Here is a 15,218-nt window from a genome sequence, read left to right as displayed (position 1 = left end):
TTCACATGCGACGTCTCTTCACTGGCCTCGGCTGCCTGGCCCTGGCTTTCGGTACGGCCGCGGTCGTCGGCTCGTCGGCCGCGAGCGCGAGCTCGATCAAGGAGCCACCGCCCGGGGGTACGAGCCAGGAGCCTCAGCACGAGAACACCGCGGAAACGAGCCCGGGGCAGCAGGCGACCGGGGCGAACCCGGGGCAGCCCGCGGCCGTGCCCGGGCAGGAGGCGCAGGCCCCGGCCGCGCCCGCTACGGAAGGGCGGCCTCCGGCCGCGCCCGCTACGGAAGGGCGGCCTCCAGTCGTGCCCGGCGCGGAAGGGCAGGCTCCGGCCGTGCCGGGCGCGGAAGGGCGGCCCGCGGTCGTCCCCGGGACGGACCCAGGGCAGCAGGCGGGCGCGATCGGGACGGCTCCGGACCAGGCGATGCTCGTGGTCGGACCGCGATCCCGGGTGCTGGCCCTGGCCATCCACCACGGTGACAAGGCGTTCCCGCCCGACCGCATCCTGACCCTGCAGTGCTCGCCTCCGGGTGGGTCGCACCCCAAGGCGGCCGAGGCCTGCAAGGCGCTCGAAGCGGTCGGGGGCGACCCGGCCAAGCTGAACGTCTCGCCGGGAACGGTCTGCCCGCAGGCCTCCGAGCCGGTGTCGCTCGCCGCCATCGGCATGTGGGACGGCGGCCGGATCAAGTGGGAGCACACCTTCGGCAACGCCTGCCTTCTGCGCTCCGCCATGGGGCCTGTCTACGCCTTCTGAGGGGAGCGAGGGCAGGCCACCCGGTCATCGGCAGAAGCCAAGGAGCGTGAGCAGGCGGCGCCGGTCATCGGCCGATGGATTCGACGGCAGGAAGGGGTCCGGTCAGGAGATCGGGCCCCTTCGGGCTGTGACGGCCCCCTTCAGGCCGTGAAGGGGGCCGTCGGGCTGCGACGGGGTCTTCGAAGGTCAGTGGTTCGGGGTGCGGTGGTTCGGGGTGAAGGGTTGGTTTGGCTGGTGAGGGGTGGCGCGGGGTGAGAATGGGGGGATGGGAGGGGACTGGTCGCGGTACTGGCGTTCGCCTGACCGGCCGCTGGAGGCGATGCACGCGCACTTCGAACGGCACGTCTACCACCGGCACAGCCACGAGACGTACTCCTTCGGCTTCACCGAGGAGGGGGCGCAGAGCTTCACCTGCCGGGGTTCGGCCCACACGAGCGCGGCCGGCATGGTGATGGTCTTCAATCCCGACGATCCCCATGACGGGCATGCGACCGACGAGCTGGGCTTCACGTACCGCATGGTCCACATCGGTCCCGGCCTGGTGGCGGACGTGCTGGGGGAGGCCGCGGAGCGCGCGGTCGGGCTGCCGCTGTTCACCGAACCCGTGGTTCCCGACGCCGGGCTGGCCAGGTCTCTCCGCGCGCTCCACGAGGCCCTGCTGGGAGGCGCGACGCCGCTACGCCGTGACGAGCTGCTCGACGGCGTGGTGGTGGCCATGGCCAGGCGGGCGAACGCACGGATGCCGGATCTCGGCGCGTCACTTGGCAGGGCCGGTGGACGCGGCTCCGGCCTGAGCGATGGTCTGAGTGATGGTCTGAGCGATCGTGTCACCGATGGTCTGAGCACGGAGCCGAGAGCCTGGGCCGGCGACGGGACGGCGCGGGTCGTGCGGGAGTTGCTGCATGACGGGGACGACGGGGAGGTCTCCGCGAGCGACCTGGCCGCCGCCGCCGGGCGTAGCCGGTTCGCCGTGTACCGCTCGTTCCAGGCGGCGTACGGCATGGCGCCCAGCGACTACCAGCGGCAGCTCAGGTTGCGTACGGCCCGGCGGCTGCTCGTCGAGGGGCACTCGCTCGCGGAGATCGCCGCGATGACCGGGTTCACCGACCAGAGCCACCTCACCCGCTGGTTCACCCGGTACTTCGGGGTGACGCCGGGCGCGTACCGCCGGGCCGTCGCGACGCGCTGAGGACGGTGCGCCGCAGACGACCTCACCGCCGTGATGGAACCGGCCACCGCCATGAGCGTCGGTGTCATTGGTTGATGATGATCATGGTGCCGAGGGGGATGTGGGACACCGCGTCGAGGCCGTCCTTGGGCAGGCGGACGCAGCCGTGGGAGACGGCGTGGCCGAAGGCGCTCTTGTCCGGCCAGCCGTGCAGGCCGACCGTGCCGGGGCCGCCGTCGTAGGTCTGCAGCTTCTCCGAGTGCATGCCGAGCGGGAGGATCACCGGGCTGTAGGTGACCTCGGGCGGCGAGAGCGAGGCGAGCAGGAAGGTACGGCCGAGCGGCGTCGGGGTCTCCTTGGTGCCGATCGCCACGGGCCAGGATCCGGTCTCCTGCCCGTCCTTCAGCAGGGTCAGCCGCCGCGACGTCAGGTTGATGCGCACCTGGTAGGGGCTGTACGTCTGCTTGATCTTGCCGTCGCCGGTATAGATCCAGCCCGTCGACCCGTTGGGCCTGCTCGGGAGGAGCACGCGCATCCACTCCGGCTTGGACTCGATCACCGGGAGCCAGGTGGGGTTGTCGAGCTGGGACGCCGGCACGACCGCGATCGGCGGGCCACCGGGCTCCGAGTACACGACCTTGGACGCCTTCGGGTGGACGATGAGCCCGTCGCTCGGGGCGAAGGGCTGCGGGTCGAGCTCCGCCTTGGCGACCTTCGTCCAGGTCGTCGAGAGGGGGAGGGCGGCCAACTGCTTGGGAGTGACCTCGACGGGGACCGCGGGCTTGGCCGGGGGCGCAGGTGGCTTGGCCAGCTCGCGGTCGACTTTCCTGTTGGTGAAGATCACCAGCAGGACGAGGCCAGTGAGCGCCGCGGTGATGACCGCGACGATCGCGATGGTGGTGCGCGTGGATCGACGGCGAACGTACATGGGACCCCCGGAAATACAGGCAATCGCTTATCGCGGTTCGAGGGATGACGGTGAGGTTCGGCCAATGGGAGGAGAGGACGGCGCCCGGCGAGCTTGGCCTCGGCGAACGGGAGGACGGCGAAGGCGCCCGGTCGACTTGTTGTAGAGGGTCACAAGAGGGGGCTTGGACTCGGTGGCTGTAATGGCTTCGGGTTCGAGGCCGTGTCGATGGCCGCCGCGCGCCAAGGCGTTCGAGCCGTCTCGACGACCGCCGCGTGCCGAGGCCGGGAACGAGCCTGAGGGCCCGCCCAAGCGGATCGGGCGGGCCCTCTGGGGTGCCGGGCCGGTGGATCAACCGGTCACAGCGAAATGGTGCACGACCGGCCTGTGCTTGTGGTAGTGCTTCTTGTGGTGGTGGTACGGCTTCTCGTAGTGGTAGTGCTCCTTGTGCTCCGGGACCCAGCGGTGGTGCCTGGAGTCCCAGAACTCGCGGTGGCCGCCTCCCCTGTCGTAGTGGCCTTCGACGTGCCGGCGAATGCCCCTGTCGATCAGGGTCGTGAAGTCGTTCTCGTGCCTGTGCCAGAACCTGTGGCAGCGACGGCGAAGGTCTTCCCGCCGCTCCCTGTTGCGGCGGTCGCTGCTGCCTGTGCCCTCGTCAGCCCCTTCATCGTCGTCGTCGTGCCTGAAGTGGCGGCAGCGGTTCTCCAGGTTGTTGTTGCGGATGGTGCCGACCGAATCGTCGTCGTCATCCGTGTCGTCCTCGTCCCGGACATCGTCCTTCTTCTTCTCCTTCTCCTTCTCCTTCTTCTTGTCCTCTTCCTTCTTCTTCTCGGCGTCCGGGTCGTCGACCTTCTCGATCAGCACCTGGGAGGTGCTGGGGTCGAAGGAGACGTTGCCCTGGTAGAAGGCGGTGATGTTGTGGGAGCCCACGTCCATGCTCGACGTGGAGTAAGTCGCTTGGGCGACTCCTTCGAGCTGTGCCGTGCCGAGATCCTTCGAGCCCTCACGGAACACGACCGTGCCCGTGGGAAGGATGTTGGTACCGGTCGCCGTTACCGTGGCGGTGAACGTGACCGAATGTCCCTTCTTGGCCGGGTTCTGCGACGAGGTCAGTGTCGTGGTGGTCGCTATGGCCCGTCGTACGGTGACGGCGAACCCGGGCTTCACGGGCGCGGCGGGAAGCAGGGATGCTGCCTTCGTGCCGAGGTTCTGCGGCGCCTGGTTCGCGCTCGCGCTGCTTGGTGCCGCGACGAGTGCGCCCATCGCGAGAGCGCCCGTGAGAGCTGCCGTCAGCCATGAACGACCGACATTACGTTGTAGAGACCGAGGGTGACCGACGTCTATCATAAAGCGGTCCTTTTCTTTTTGCAGTTCAAAGTAAAGGAGCACCTCGATGCTGGCGCGCCTGCATGTCCGACCCTACGCATGGTCGACCTCAATACCGTTGTCCGACATGCGGGAGATTCGCGCTACCAGCGAGTTAATTGCAAAAAATATAAGGTAACTACTCGGCCTTTTATCGTGATAAGTCGGGCGGGTCTCGCGGGGCTGTCCAGGCTGGAAGCCCTGCCAGGACGGGGAAAGCGCGCTGGGCGAAAGGCGGCTCTGCGCGCTTCAGCGATTCAGATCGGGCGCTCGGATTTATTTTGGCATCGGCGTGTCGCCGAATCGATGTGTGGTGATTCGACCATAATCGCGACCTTGCTCCGGTAACCGCCGTAGGCGTGGTTCGTCGCGGGCTACGAAGCCCAATGCGACCAAGGGGGGCTATCAAGGAATTTGCGGTGGTTCGCGAAAATCTCCGCACCGACAGTGCGACCAGGGAAGAGCCGGGCAGGGGCGCGGGGATAGGGTGCGGCCATGTTCGCCGTAACGTGCACACGTACCGACCCCGACAACCCTCTCGCCGGGCTCACGCTCGGTGAGCACCCCGAGCCCAAGCTGCCCGACGGGTGGACCACGGTGACCGTCAGGGCCACGGCCCTCAACCACCACGACCTCTGGACGCTCAAGGGGGTCGGCATCCGCCAGGACCGGCTGCCCATCGTTCTCGGCTGCGACGCGGCCGGGGTCGACGAGGACGGCAACGAGGTCGTCGTCCACTCCGTGATCGGCACGCCCGTCAACGGGGACGAGACTCTTGACCCCAAGCGCTCCCTGCTGTCGGAGACCTACGACGGCACGTTCGCCGAGCGGGTCGCGGTGCCGCGCCGGAACCTGGTGCGAAAGCCCGCCGCGCTGTCGTTCGAGGAGGCGGCATGCCTGCCGACGGCCTGGCTGACCGCGTACCGGATGCTGTTCGAGAAGGCGGAGCTGGAGCCGGGGTCGACCGTGCTCGTCCAGGGGGCGGGCGGCGGCGTGGCCACGGCGCTCATCGCCCTCGGCCGGGCGGGCGGCTACCGCGTCTGGGCGACGAGCCGCTCGGAGGACAAGCGCGCGAAGGCGCTCGAACTCGGCGCCGACCAGGTGTTCGCACCGGGTTCACGGCTTCCCGAGCGGGTGGACGCCGTGATGGAGACCGTGGGGCAGGCCACCTGGGATCACTCCCTCAAGTCGCTGCGCCCCGGCGGCCGCATCGTGGTCTCGGGCGCCACCAGCGGCGCGGTGCCGCCGGCCGACCTCAACCGGGTCTTCTTCCTCCAGCTCTCGGTCGTCGGTTCCACGATGGGCACGCGCGACCAGCTCGGGCGGCTGACCACGTTCCTGGAGCAGACGGGCGTACGTCCCGTCGTGGACCGCGTCGTGCCGCTGGACCGCGCCGGCGAGGGCTTCGCGGCGCTCCACCAGGGCGAGGTCTTCGGGAAGATCGTCTTCACGGTGGGCGGAGACCGGGAGTAGAGCGGCCTTCTCAGGGCGAGAGGGGGGATGGGCGGCTACGGCCCGGCGGCCGCCGCCGCGTCCCCCCGGCTTCCGGCGTCGAGCTGCTGCCCGCGCCGCTGGGCGAGCTGGGGATCGAGCTGGGGGACGGACTCCTCGCCGAGCCGCGGGGCGAGCCGGAGCAGGGGCGGCCGGAAGCCGTAAAGGATCATCATCGGAGTGCGGAGCGGATGCGGGTGGCGGCCTCGTAGAGCGCGTCGTGGGCGGTCGCCAGGGCCTCCTCGGTCACCGAGGACGCCGCCGCCGCGCCACGGACCTCCTCGACGAACTCGGCCAGCATCTGCCCCAGCTCGGCGTCGCGGTCACGCGAGCCGCGACCCTCCCAGGTGTCGCCCCACACGCCCCGGAGCCAGTCCTGCTTCCAGCGCTGGCTCTCTTCCTTCCAGGCCTGCTTCTGGCGCTGGAACTCCTGCTTCTGCTCCTGCCACGCCTGCTTCTGCTCGCGCCAGGCCTGGCGGTAGTCGTCCTTGGCGGCGCGGAAGTCGTCCTTGGCCTGGCGCTGCTCCTCCTTGGAGCCCTGCCGCACGTCACGGGCCGCCTGGGTGAGCTCGTCGCGCAGGGACCGCACGGTGTCCCGTACGTCCTCCTTGACCTCGCGGGCGATGTCGCGGACCGACTGGGAGATCTCCTGCTCCAGCTCGGCCAGCTCGTCCATCCGGGCCTCCAGCTCGGCCCGGCCCCTGTCGGTGATCGTGAAGACCTTCTTGCCCTCCACGACCTCGTGGGTGACCAGGCCCTCCTCCTCCAGGCGGGCCAGCCGTGGGTAGATCGTGCCGGGCGAGGGGGAGTACACGCCGAGGAAGCGGTCCTGCAGGAGCCGGATCACCTCGTACCCGTGCCGCGGGCTCTCCTCCAGCAGCTTCAGCAGGTACAGCCGGAGCCTTCCGTGGGCGAAAACCGGGCTCACTGGTCTCTCCTCAGAAGCGTCACGTCGGCCGACACGGTCGTGGCCGAGACGGAGGCCATCCCCCCGCCGATGCGGCCGGAGACGGACTTGACCCCCGGGCGGCTGGAGTTCTCCAGGCCGGAGAAGGCGGTGTTCAGCCTGCCCGACGTCGAGCGCAGGTGCACGTCGGTGTCGACCGAGTGCGGCAGCCGTACGACGATGGCGCCGGACACGCTGTGCAGGGTGACGTGACCGGTCGGCGGCAGCTCCAGGTCGGCGGTGATGCGGCCGGACACCGTGTTGGCGCGCAGGCGCCGCGGGGTGCCGCCCGCGACGGTCAGCTCGCCCGCCACGCTGGTGAACGAGAGGTCTCCGGCGAGCCCCCTGCTCTCGACGGCGCCGGACACCGTCTCGGCCTCGATCTCGCCGCTGACCCCGTCGAGCACGATCTCGCCGGACACGCTCTTGACGTTGGTGTGCCTCTCGAAGCCGGCGACCACGGCCGAGGCGGAGATCACGCCCGCCTGCACCGGGCAGTCCTTCGGGACCGTCAGCGTCAGCGTGGTCTCGCGGCGCCCGGGCCGCAGCCAGCCCAGGATGCCGTCCCAGGTCAGGTCCTTGTACGCCACCGTGAGGCGGCCGTTCTCGTCCTGCTCGACCATGAGCGGGGGTGTCCCGATGTCGCTGACTTCCAAGGTCGGTGGCCCGTCGCTCGCCAGCACGGCCAGGCGGCCGGCCACGATGCGCACGCTCAGCGAGCTCACCGCGTCGAACGTCAGCTTCTCGGGCTTCTCGATGGTCCATTTGGGCATGGTCTGGCCCTTCGACGGCGCTTATCGACTATCTTGCATAAGACACGATATATCGCGTTTGCCAGAAGTCAAGATGTATCGCGTTTCTGTGCCGATGATAGAGCGCCATAGGCGGATCAGTCGTCGTCCTGGTCGTCGAGCCGGGCGAGCCAGGTGGCGAGGCGCTCCACGGGCGTCTCGAACTCGGGGTTCAGGTCGACGAACTCGCGAAGGCGCTCGGCCAGCCATGCCATGCCGACCTCCTCCTCGCCCCGGCGCTCGACGAGCTCTTCGATTCCCTTATCAGTGAAATACATCACATCTCCATGACATAGCAGGACATATGAGGAAGTCCCCCACAGAACCATCCTGTGGGGGACTTCCTTCCTACGGGAAACCGCTGCTAGCCGAGGCTGGCGGTGGTGATCTTCTCCAGCTCGGCGTCGTGGGCGGCGTGCGAGCCGACCGCGGGCGACGAGTTGGCCGGGCGCGACACCCGGCGCAGGCCACGACCCCCGAGCACGTCGGGGTCCTCGGTGAGCTTCAGGGCGAGGTACGGCCATGGGCCCATGTTGATCGGCTCGTCCTGTGCCCAGACCAGCTCGGCGTCCAGGCTGTAGCGGGAGAGCTCGGCCCGCAGCTCCTCGGCCGGGAACGGGTAGAGCCGCTCCAGCCGCACGATCGCCACGTCGGTGCGCTCCTGCTTGTCCCGGGCGGACGCCAGGTCGTAGTAGACCCTGCCGGAGCAGAGCACCACGCGCCGGACGTTCGACGGGTCGACGGTCGAGTCGCCGATCACCGGGCGGAACGCGCCGGAGGTGAACTCGGCGGTGGCCGAGGCCGCGGCCCTGAGCCGCAGCAGGGACTTCGGCGTGAAGATGATCAGCGGCTTGTGGCGGCCCGACAGCACCTGCCAGCGCAGCAGGTGGAAGTAGTTCGCCGGGGTGCTCGGCTGGGCCACGGTCATGTTGTCCAGCGCGCACATCTGCAGGAACCGCTCGATGCGGGCGGAGGAGTGGTCGGGACCCTGGCCTTCGTAGCCGTGGGGCAGCAGCAGGACCAGGGACGAGCGCTGGCCCCACTTCTGCTCGCCCGCCGAGATGAACTCGTCGATGATCGACTGGGCGCCGTTGGCGAAGTCGCCGAACTGCGCCTCCCAGGCGACCAGGGCGTCCGGGCGCACGACGCTGTAGCCGTACTCGAAGCCCATCGCCGCGAACTCCGACAGCAGGGAGTCGTAGACGTAGAACTTCGTGGTGCCCTCGTTGAACGACTTCAGCGGCGTGTGGTCCTCACCGGTGACCCGGTCGACCAGCACGGCATGCCGCTGGCCGAAGGTGCCGCGGCGGGAGTCCTGCCCGACGAGGCGGACCGGGTGGCCGTCGATCAGCAGGGAGCCGAAGGCCAGGGCCTCGCCCATGGCCCAGTCGATGGAGTCCTCGGTGACCATCTGGCCCCGGCGCTGCAGCAGCGGGGAGAGGCGCGGGTGGACCGTGAAGCCCTCCGGCAGGTTGAGCTGGGTCTCGACGACCCGCTTGACCGTCTCCTCGGTGATGGCGGACGGGGTGTCGTCGTGCGACCACGGCACCACCTCGTCCGGCGCCGGCTTGACGACCGCACCGGGCTCCAGAGGCTTCTTGCCGGCCTCGCGGGTCTCGGTGAAGGCCCGCTCGAGCTGCTCCTGGTAGTCGCGCAGCGCCTGCTCGGCCTCGTCGACCGTGATGTCGCCACGGCCGATGAGCGCCTCGGTGTAGAGCTTCCTGATGGACCGCTTGGCGTCGATCAGGTCGTACATCAGCGGCTGGGTGAAGCTCGGGTTGTCGGTCTCGTTGTGGCCGCGGCGGCGGTAGCAGACCAGGTCGATCACGACGTCCTTGCGGAACGTCTGGCGGTACTCGTACGCCAGCCGGCCCACCCGCACGACGGCCTCGGGGTCGTCGCCGTTGACGTGGAAGATCGGCGCCTGGATCATGCGGGCGACGTCCGTGGCGTACACGCTGGACCGCGAGGAGGCCGGCGAGGTGGTGAAGCCGACCTGGTTGTTGACCACGACGTGCACCGTGCCACCGGTGCGGTAGCCGCGAAGCTGCGAGAGGTGCAGCGTCTCGGCCACCACGCCCTGGCCCGCGAAGGCCGCGTCGCCGTGCACCAGCACGGGAAGGACGGTGAAGCCCTCCTCGCCGCGCTCCAGCAGGTCCTGCTTGGCGCGGACGACGCCTTCGAGGACCGGGTCGACCGCCTCGAGGTGCGAGGGGTTGGCCACGACCGACGTGGCGATCATGTTGCCGCCGGGGGCGGTGAAGTCGCCCGAGGCGCCGAGGTGGTACTTCACGTCACCGGAGCCGTGGGCGCTGCGCGGGTCGAGGTTGCCCTCGAACTCGCCGAACACCTGGGCGTACGACTTGCCGACGATGTTGGCGAGGACGTTCAGCCGGCCGCGGTGGGCCATGCCGATCACGACCTCGTCGAGCTGCTCGTCGGCCGCCGCGCTGATCACCGAGTCGAGCAGCGGGATCAGCGACTCGCCGCCCTCCAGCGAGAAGCGCTTCTGCCCGACGTACTTGGTCTGCAGGAACGTCTCGAACGCCTCGGAGGTGTTGAGGCGGCGCAGGATGTGGAGCTGCTCCTCCCGGCTCGGCCGGGCGTGCGGCTTCTCGACCCGCGACTGGATCCAGGCCCGCTCCTCGGGGTTCTGGATGTGCATGTACTCGATGCCGACCGTGCGGCAGTAGGAGTCGCGCAGCACGCCGAGGATGTCGCGGAGCTTCATCAGCGGCTTGCCGCCGAAGCCGCCCGTGGCGAACTCGCGCTCGAGATCCCACAAGGTGAGGCCGTGGGACTTGATGTCGAGGTCGGGGTGCTTGCGCTGGTTGTACTCCAGCGGGTCGGTGTCGGCCATGAGGTGGCCGCGCACGCGGTAGGCGTGGACCAGCTCGATGACGCGGGCCGACTTGGCCACGTCGTCGTCGTGGGTGGCCGAGATGTCCTTGACCCAGCGGACCGGCTCGTAGGGGATGCGCAGCGCCTGGAAGATCTCGTCGTAGAAACCCTCCTCGCCCAGCAGGAGCTGGTGGATGCGGCGGAGGAAGTCGCCGGACTGGGCGCCCTGGATGATGCGGTGGTCATAGGTGCTCGTGAGCGTCATGACCTTGCTCACCGCGAGCCGGTTGAGCGTCTCGGTGGAGGCGCCCTGGTACTCGGCGGGGTACTCCATCGCGCCGACGCCGATGATCGTGCCCTGCCCCTGCATGAGGCGCGGGACCGAGTGCACGGTGCCGATCGTTCCGGGGTTGGTGAGGCTGATGGTGGTGCCGGCGAAGTCGTCGACACCGAGCTTGCCGCCCCGGGCCTTGCGGACGATGTCCTCGTAGGCCGTCCAGAACTGGCGGAAGTCCATCGACTCGGCGCCCTTGATCGACGGCACGAGGAGCTGACGGGTGCCGTCGCTCTTCTGCACGTCGATCGCGAGGCCGAGGCCCACGTGCTCGGGCTTGACCAGGGTCGGCTTGCCGTCGACCTCGGCGTAGGAGTAGTTCATGTCCGGCATCGAGGCGAGCGCCTTGACGATCGCGTACCCGATGAGGTGGGTGAACGACACCTTGCCGCCGCGACCGCGCGACAGATGGTTGTTGATCACGATGCGGTTGTCGATGAGCAGCTTCGCCGGGACCACGCGCACGCTGGTGGCCGTGGGGACCGCCAGGCTGAGATCCATGTTGGCCGCCGTGCGCGCGGCGGCGCCGCGCAGGCGCACCTCCTCGGCGCCCGAGGGGGCGGCCGCGGCGGGCTTGGCCTTCTCGGCCTGCGAGCTCGGTGCCGGAGTCGTCGCCTTGGCGGCCTTGGGTGCGGCCTTCGCCGGTGGAGCCGGCTTGGGCGCCTGCGCCGTGGTGGTCCCCGCGGCGGCCTCTGCCGTCGCGCCGTTGGACCCCCCCGGCGCCTGCGTGCGGCTCGTACCGGACTCGGGGTTGTAGTCAGCGAAGAAGTTCCACCAGGCACGGTCGACAGACTCCGGGTCCTGGAGATACTTCTGGTACAGCTCGTCGACAAGCCACTCGTTCTGTCCAAAGTTGGTGAGTGGGTTTGTCCGCGACGACTCAGACGACACGGCGGAAATCGCCCTCTTCCGCAGATCGGCGTTGTTGATTAGAGAACCTGTCCAAGGCTACTCGCCCAAATAAGTGGCGTGTGCGGTCTCGGCCGGGCTCACCGCCCGATCATCCCAGGACCGTTCAAACTGGTCACGCCCGGGTAGCCCTTCCGGGGGGTGAGGGCATGCTTACCCGCGGCCGCCTACTCTGCCGGGCCCACCAGGCGCGCCTCGACGCGGACCTCGGGGCTGATCTCCCTGAGCAGACCGGCCAGCTCGTCTCCGGCCGCCGAGAGCTCCTCCAGCGACATCGGCGCGAGCCGTTCGAGAAGGAAGAGCGCGTCCACGGTGTCCTCGGTGATGCGGGTGCGGACGCACTGGCGCCAGTTCCACCTGCGGCAGGTGATCCCCCGGTCGTCCCGCCAGACCACCTCGCCGATCTCGGGGTGGTCGATGACCGTCTCGCCCTTCTCGATCGCGTCGAACGGCTCGTCGCCGGCCGCGCGCACGAGCCTGGCCGTGCCCTCGTAGTGCGCGAGGTCCTCGCCGCCGATGGGCAGCGCGTGGCGGATGCTGACGGCGTTGTACGCGTCCACGACGAGGTTGATCTCGGGAGGCGGCATCCGGCGCACCAGGGCGTCCACCGACGGGCGGGTGCGCTGGGGCTTGGCGCCGAACGCGCGGTAGGCGTCCTGCCAGGCGACGATCTTCTCGTCGTCGGGCCGCGCGGCCCGTGCCGCCGCCTCGGCCAGCCACCCTCGGGAGTGGTCGTCGGAGGGCCCGTTGCGCAGGCCGTACGCGCCGATGACCAGCACCCTGAAATCCGGCCGCAGGTCGGTGACCGCCTTGTCGATCCAGATGCCTTCGATCATGCCGCATACCCTAACCGGGGCTCCGGGCCCCAAGAGCACGGCGCGGGCCGGCCACCCCCCGGTGGCCGGCCCCTGTCTCCTCACGTGCTCAGGCGCAGGCGGCGCCGTTGAGGGTGAACAGCTCGGGCGCCGGGTTTGCGCCGGGAGCGCTCTTGCCGTTGAAGCCGAACGTCACCGACTGCCCCGGCTTGATCTTGGCGTTCCAGTCGAGGTTCCTCGCGGTCACCGTCGCACCGCTCTGGGCGAAATCGGCGCTCCAGAAGCCGTCGGTCTTCTGGCCGCCGAGGAAGGCCCACTTCAGCGTCCAGCCGTCGATCGTGGCCGTGCCGGTGTTCTTGACCGTCACCTGGGTGGTGAACCCGGCGGGCCACTCCCCGTGTGTCGTGTACGTCACATGGCACTTGCCTGGGGCCTTCACCGTGCCGTCGCCCTGGCCGGCGACGAACGCCGAGATCCACGACAGCGGCGAGTTCCAGTTGATCGTCAGCTCGTTGGTCGCCCAGGAGTTGATGTCGTCGATGTAGCAGAACTGCGGCTTGCAGTCCTTGAGCTTCTCGGCGGCCACCGGGTCCTGGACACCGGAGTTGGGGCCGCCCGCGAGGGTGCCCTTGGGCGGGTTCGGCAGGGTGGCGTCGAGCTGGTGGGAGTACCACCGGCTGTGCTGGTTGTGCGAGGCCACCTCGCCGTAGCCGGTGACGTACGACTGGTTCAGGGCGTTGCGGCCGAAGATGTAGTCGATGCCCTGGAGCACCCCGTCGCGGTACTTCTGGGTGCCGGTGATGTCGTACGCCGCGGCCATGACGACCATGTTGTTGAGCACCAGGTTGTTGGAGCCCCAGTCGTAGGTCGGCGGGTCGTAGGGCACGCCGTACGGGTGCGCGGCCAGCGTCGCGAGGTACTTCTCCGCCCCCTGGACCACCGACTGCCGCACCTGGTCGCGGCCGGGCAGGGCGTTCGGCACGGTCGCGAGGTCGAGGCGGCCGAGCTGGGCCACGTGGCCCCAGTCGAAGCCGCGCGGTCCCCAGATGTCGGCCGTGTGCTGCGGCGAGGCCAGCACGTAGTCCTTGAACTCCTTCTCACCGGTGGTGATGTAGAGCTCGGCGGCGGCCCAGTAGAACTCGTCGCTGACGTCGGCGTCGTCGTAGGTGCCGCCACCGGTGCCGTCCGCGGGGGAGGCGAGCTTGGCGGGGTTGGCCTTGGCGGCCGCCCAGGCCTTGCGGGCGGCGGTCAGGTTCCTGGCCGCGAACGCCGCGTCGTAGGGGGCGTACAGCCTGGAGGCCTGGGCGGCGGTGGCGGCGAGGTTGAGCGTCGCGGCCGTGGAGACCGGGTGCAGCTCGCGCTTCTGGGCGTCCAGGTGGGGGAGCAGCGGCAGGCCGGTCCAGTTCTCGTCGTGGATCTTGTGGTGCGCCATGCCCGCGAACGGCTTGCCGTCGGGGACCTGCATCTTGAGCAGGAACTCCTGCTCCCAGCGGGCCTCGTCGAGGATGTCGGGGACGCCGTTGCCGCTCTCGGGAATGGTCAGCGTGCCGTCGGTCAGCGGCTTGGCCGTCGCGGCGTTCTTGGTGCGCTCGTACTCGCTCATGAGCTGGGCGACCGAGATGCCGCCGTTCACCACGTACTTCCCGTGGTCGCCCGCGTCGTACCAGCCGCCTGAGACGTCGAGGGAGTAGTCGCAGACCCCCGGCTGGCAGGGCACGTTCGTGTCGCCCTGGTTCGGCGCGACCCCGACGTGGCCGGCGGGCCTCGCGTATCCCGGCCGCAGGCTGTCGAGGATCGCGATGCCGCTGCGCTGCGGGTAGTAGAACTTCAGGGCGTCCGTGCCGAGCTGCTCGTAGGCGGTCGCGCCGATGTCGAACGGGCGGCTGGTCTCGCCGTCCGCCGAGAGCGTGTAGCCGGTGCCCGCCTTGGTGTACGACCCGAAGTCGATCGAGTGGACGTTCTGCCCGGAGCTGGCGTCCACGCCGCGCGGCGTGGTGCTCCCGGAGGCGACCAGGTGGCCGCCGCCGTCCTTCAGCTGCCAGGGCAGCGCGGTCGTGGCGTCGGTCACCACGGTCGCGTTCTTCGGGCCCTTGGGCAGGTAGGCCACCTGGTTCACGCGGACCCTCGGGCCGGTGTCGGGCTTGTAGACCTCGCGCTCGGCCCCGCCCTTGAGCGAGATGTCGTCCACGCAGAACCGCCACGGCGTGGCGCTGCCGCCGATCTGGAACACCACCTGGGCGTTCGGCAGATCCACCGGCGAGGTGAACGTGTACGAGTAGGTTGCGCCGTCCGGGCCGAGCTCGGGGTTGGCGGTCAGGTAGGCCGTGTACGGGTCGACGGGGAGCTGGACCAGCGCCCGTCCGACCCTCGCCGGGGTGGCGGAGCCGTACAGGCTGAAGGCGTAGGTCTCGCCCTTGACCAGGGGGATGCCGTCCTGGCCGATGATGGCGTCCCACGGGTTGACGGTGCCGCCGGGGACGTCGGCGCACAGCCGCCCGCCGCTGGTGTCGAAGGTCAGGTTGGCGGTGTGCCACCAGGGGTCGCCGCCGCTGTCGAAGGTCCCGTTGACGATCTGCTCGGGGCCCTCCGCGAGCGCGCTCGCGGCCGGGATGGCGGTATTCGTACCGGACGCGCGTGCGGCCGGGGCGGACAGAGCGGACGCGGCCAGCGTGGCCGCCGCGGTGACGGCGAGCGAGGCCGCCCACCGCCGGGATGGTCTGATCACGCGATTTCCCCAGGAAGTCATGGATTGGAGCGCTGCATGGGAGCGCTCCCAGACAACGGTCCCCGCATGGTTCCAACGGGTCACGTGCCCGTCAATGGATGATCGCGACCCGGGCGCGCGGTCAGGTCCTCCCGGTACGGCTTGCGCCCGTCGCCGTGGCCGCGAGGGGTTCCGGGGGTC

At 69.6% G+C, this 15,218-nt stretch carries 12 protein-coding genes; 3 read left to right on the top strand and 9 right to left on the bottom strand.

Translation table 11 applies throughout. The features are described 5' to 3' along the window. Nucleotides 1-5 precede the first annotated feature (5 nt). A complete protein-coding gene (locus OG589_RS30690; RefSeq protein WP_405141399.1) occupies nt 6-746 on the top strand; it encodes an SSI family serine proteinase inhibitor in 741 nt (246 codons plus the stop codon). A 265-nt stretch (nt 747-1,011) separates the two neighbouring features. Then, nucleotides 1,012-1,935, top strand: a complete 924-nt coding sequence (locus OG589_RS30685) for an AraC family transcriptional regulator (RefSeq protein ID WP_405141397.1) — start codon at nt 1,012-1,014, stop codon at nt 1,933-1,935. A gap of 64 nt (nt 1,936-1,999) precedes the next feature. On the opposite strand, the gene OG589_RS30680 is transcribed toward OG589_RS30685, so the two are convergent. Both OG589_RS30680 and OG589_RS30675 read right to left on the bottom strand, forming a co-directional pair. Continuing rightward, complete coding sequence (locus OG589_RS30680) at nt 2,000-2,842, bottom strand: L,D-transpeptidase (RefSeq protein ID WP_405141395.1); 843 nt, start codon at nt 2,840-2,842, stop codon at nt 2,000-2,002. 330 nt (nt 2,843-3,172) lie between these two features. Further along, nucleotides 3,173-4,084 (bottom strand): Ig-like domain-containing protein, encoded by a 912-nt coding sequence (locus OG589_RS30675; RefSeq protein ID WP_405141393.1) that lies wholly within the window; start codon nt 4,082-4,084, stop codon nt 3,173-3,175. A gap of 597 nt (nt 4,085-4,681) precedes the next feature. Between OG589_RS30675 and OG589_RS30670 the strand changes: the two genes are divergently transcribed. Beyond that, nucleotides 4,682-5,659, top strand: a complete 978-nt coding sequence (locus tag OG589_RS30670) for a zinc-binding dehydrogenase (RefSeq protein WP_405141391.1) — start codon at nt 4,682-4,684, stop codon at nt 5,657-5,659. Nucleotides 5,660-5,694: 35 nt separating this feature from the next. On the opposite strand, the gene OG589_RS30665 is transcribed toward OG589_RS30670, so the two are convergent. The 7 genes from OG589_RS30665 to OG589_RS30635 form a co-directional block, all read right to left on the bottom strand. After that, nucleotides 5,695-5,853: a hypothetical protein gene (locus OG589_RS30665; protein WP_405141389.1), complete on the bottom strand. Its 159-nt coding sequence runs from the start codon at nt 5,851-5,853 to the stop codon at nt 5,695-5,697. Further along, a complete protein-coding gene (locus tag OG589_RS30660; RefSeq protein WP_405141387.1) occupies nt 5,850-6,605 on the bottom strand; it encodes a helix-turn-helix transcriptional regulator in 756 nt (251 codons plus the stop codon). The genes OG589_RS30665 and OG589_RS30660 overlap by 4 nt, the downstream gene beginning before the upstream one ends. Further along, on the bottom strand, nt 6,602-7,396 hold the full coding sequence (locus tag OG589_RS30655) for a DUF4097 family beta strand repeat-containing protein (protein WP_405141385.1): 795 nt from the start codon (nt 7,394-7,396) through the stop codon (nt 6,602-6,604). Before OG589_RS30655 ends, OG589_RS30660 begins: the two co-directional genes overlap by 4 nt. Nucleotides 7,397-7,512: 116 nt before the next feature. Beyond that, nucleotides 7,513-7,692, bottom strand: a complete 180-nt coding sequence (locus tag OG589_RS30650) for a DUF6104 family protein (RefSeq protein ID WP_405141383.1) — start codon at nt 7,690-7,692, stop codon at nt 7,513-7,515. 86 nt (nt 7,693-7,778) lie between these two features. Further along, a complete protein-coding gene (locus OG589_RS30645; protein ID WP_405141381.1) occupies nt 7,779-11,480 on the bottom strand; it encodes a multifunctional oxoglutarate decarboxylase/oxoglutarate dehydrogenase thiamine pyrophosphate-binding subunit/dihydrolipoyllysine-residue succinyltransferase subunit in 3,702 nt (1,233 codons plus the stop codon). 185 nt (nt 11,481-11,665) lie between these two features. Further along, nucleotides 11,666-12,334, bottom strand: a complete 669-nt coding sequence (locus tag OG589_RS30640; RefSeq protein WP_405141379.1) for a B3/4 domain-containing protein — start codon at nt 12,332-12,334, stop codon at nt 11,666-11,668. A gap of 88 nt (nt 12,335-12,422) precedes the next feature. Further along, a complete protein-coding gene (locus OG589_RS30635) occupies nt 12,423-15,038 on the bottom strand; it encodes a glycoside hydrolase family 9 protein (protein WP_405141378.1) in 2,616 nt (871 codons plus the stop codon). Nucleotides 15,039-15,218 lie beyond the last annotated feature (180 nt).

The organism is Sphaerisporangium sp. NBC_01403 (assembly GCF_045040145.1).
In the GTDB taxonomy this organism is placed as follows: Bacteria; Actinomycetota; Actinomycetes; order Streptosporangiales; family Streptosporangiaceae; genus Sphaerisporangium; species Sphaerisporangium viridialbum.
This window is presented reverse-complemented; position numbering and strand designations above follow the sequence as displayed.

Excerpts from the sequence above, each read along its gene's own strand:
- OG589_RS30690 (WP_405141399.1), top strand. The coding sequence starts at position 6 with ATGCGACGTCTCTTCACTGGCCTCGGCTGCCTGGCCCTGGCTTTCGGT.
- OG589_RS30685 (WP_405141397.1), top strand. The coding sequence starts at position 1,012 with ATGGGAGGGGACTGGTCGCGGTACTGGCGTTCGCCTGACCGGCCGCTG.
- OG589_RS30680 (WP_405141395.1), bottom strand. The coding sequence starts at position 2,842 with ATGTACGTTCGCCGTCGATCCACGCGCACCACCATCGCGATCGTCGCG.
- OG589_RS30675 (WP_405141393.1), bottom strand. The coding sequence starts at position 4,084 with ATGGGCGCACTCGTCGCGGCACCAAGCAGCGCGAGCGCGAACCAGGCG.
- OG589_RS30670 (WP_405141391.1), top strand. The coding sequence starts at position 4,682 with ATGTTCGCCGTAACGTGCACACGTACCGACCCCGACAACCCTCTCGCC.
- OG589_RS30665 (WP_405141389.1), bottom strand. The coding sequence starts at position 5,853 with ATGATGATCCTTTACGGCTTCCGGCCGCCCCTGCTCCGGCTCGCCCCG.
- OG589_RS30655 (WP_405141385.1), bottom strand. The coding sequence starts at position 7,396 with ATGCCCAAATGGACCATCGAGAAGCCCGAGAAGCTGACGTTCGACGCG.
- OG589_RS30650 (WP_405141383.1), bottom strand. The coding sequence starts at position 7,692 with ATGTATTTCACTGATAAGGGAATCGAAGAGCTCGTCGAGCGCCGGGGC.
- OG589_RS30640 (WP_405141379.1), bottom strand. The coding sequence starts at position 12,334 with ATGATCGAAGGCATCTGGATCGACAAGGCGGTCACCGACCTGCGGCCG.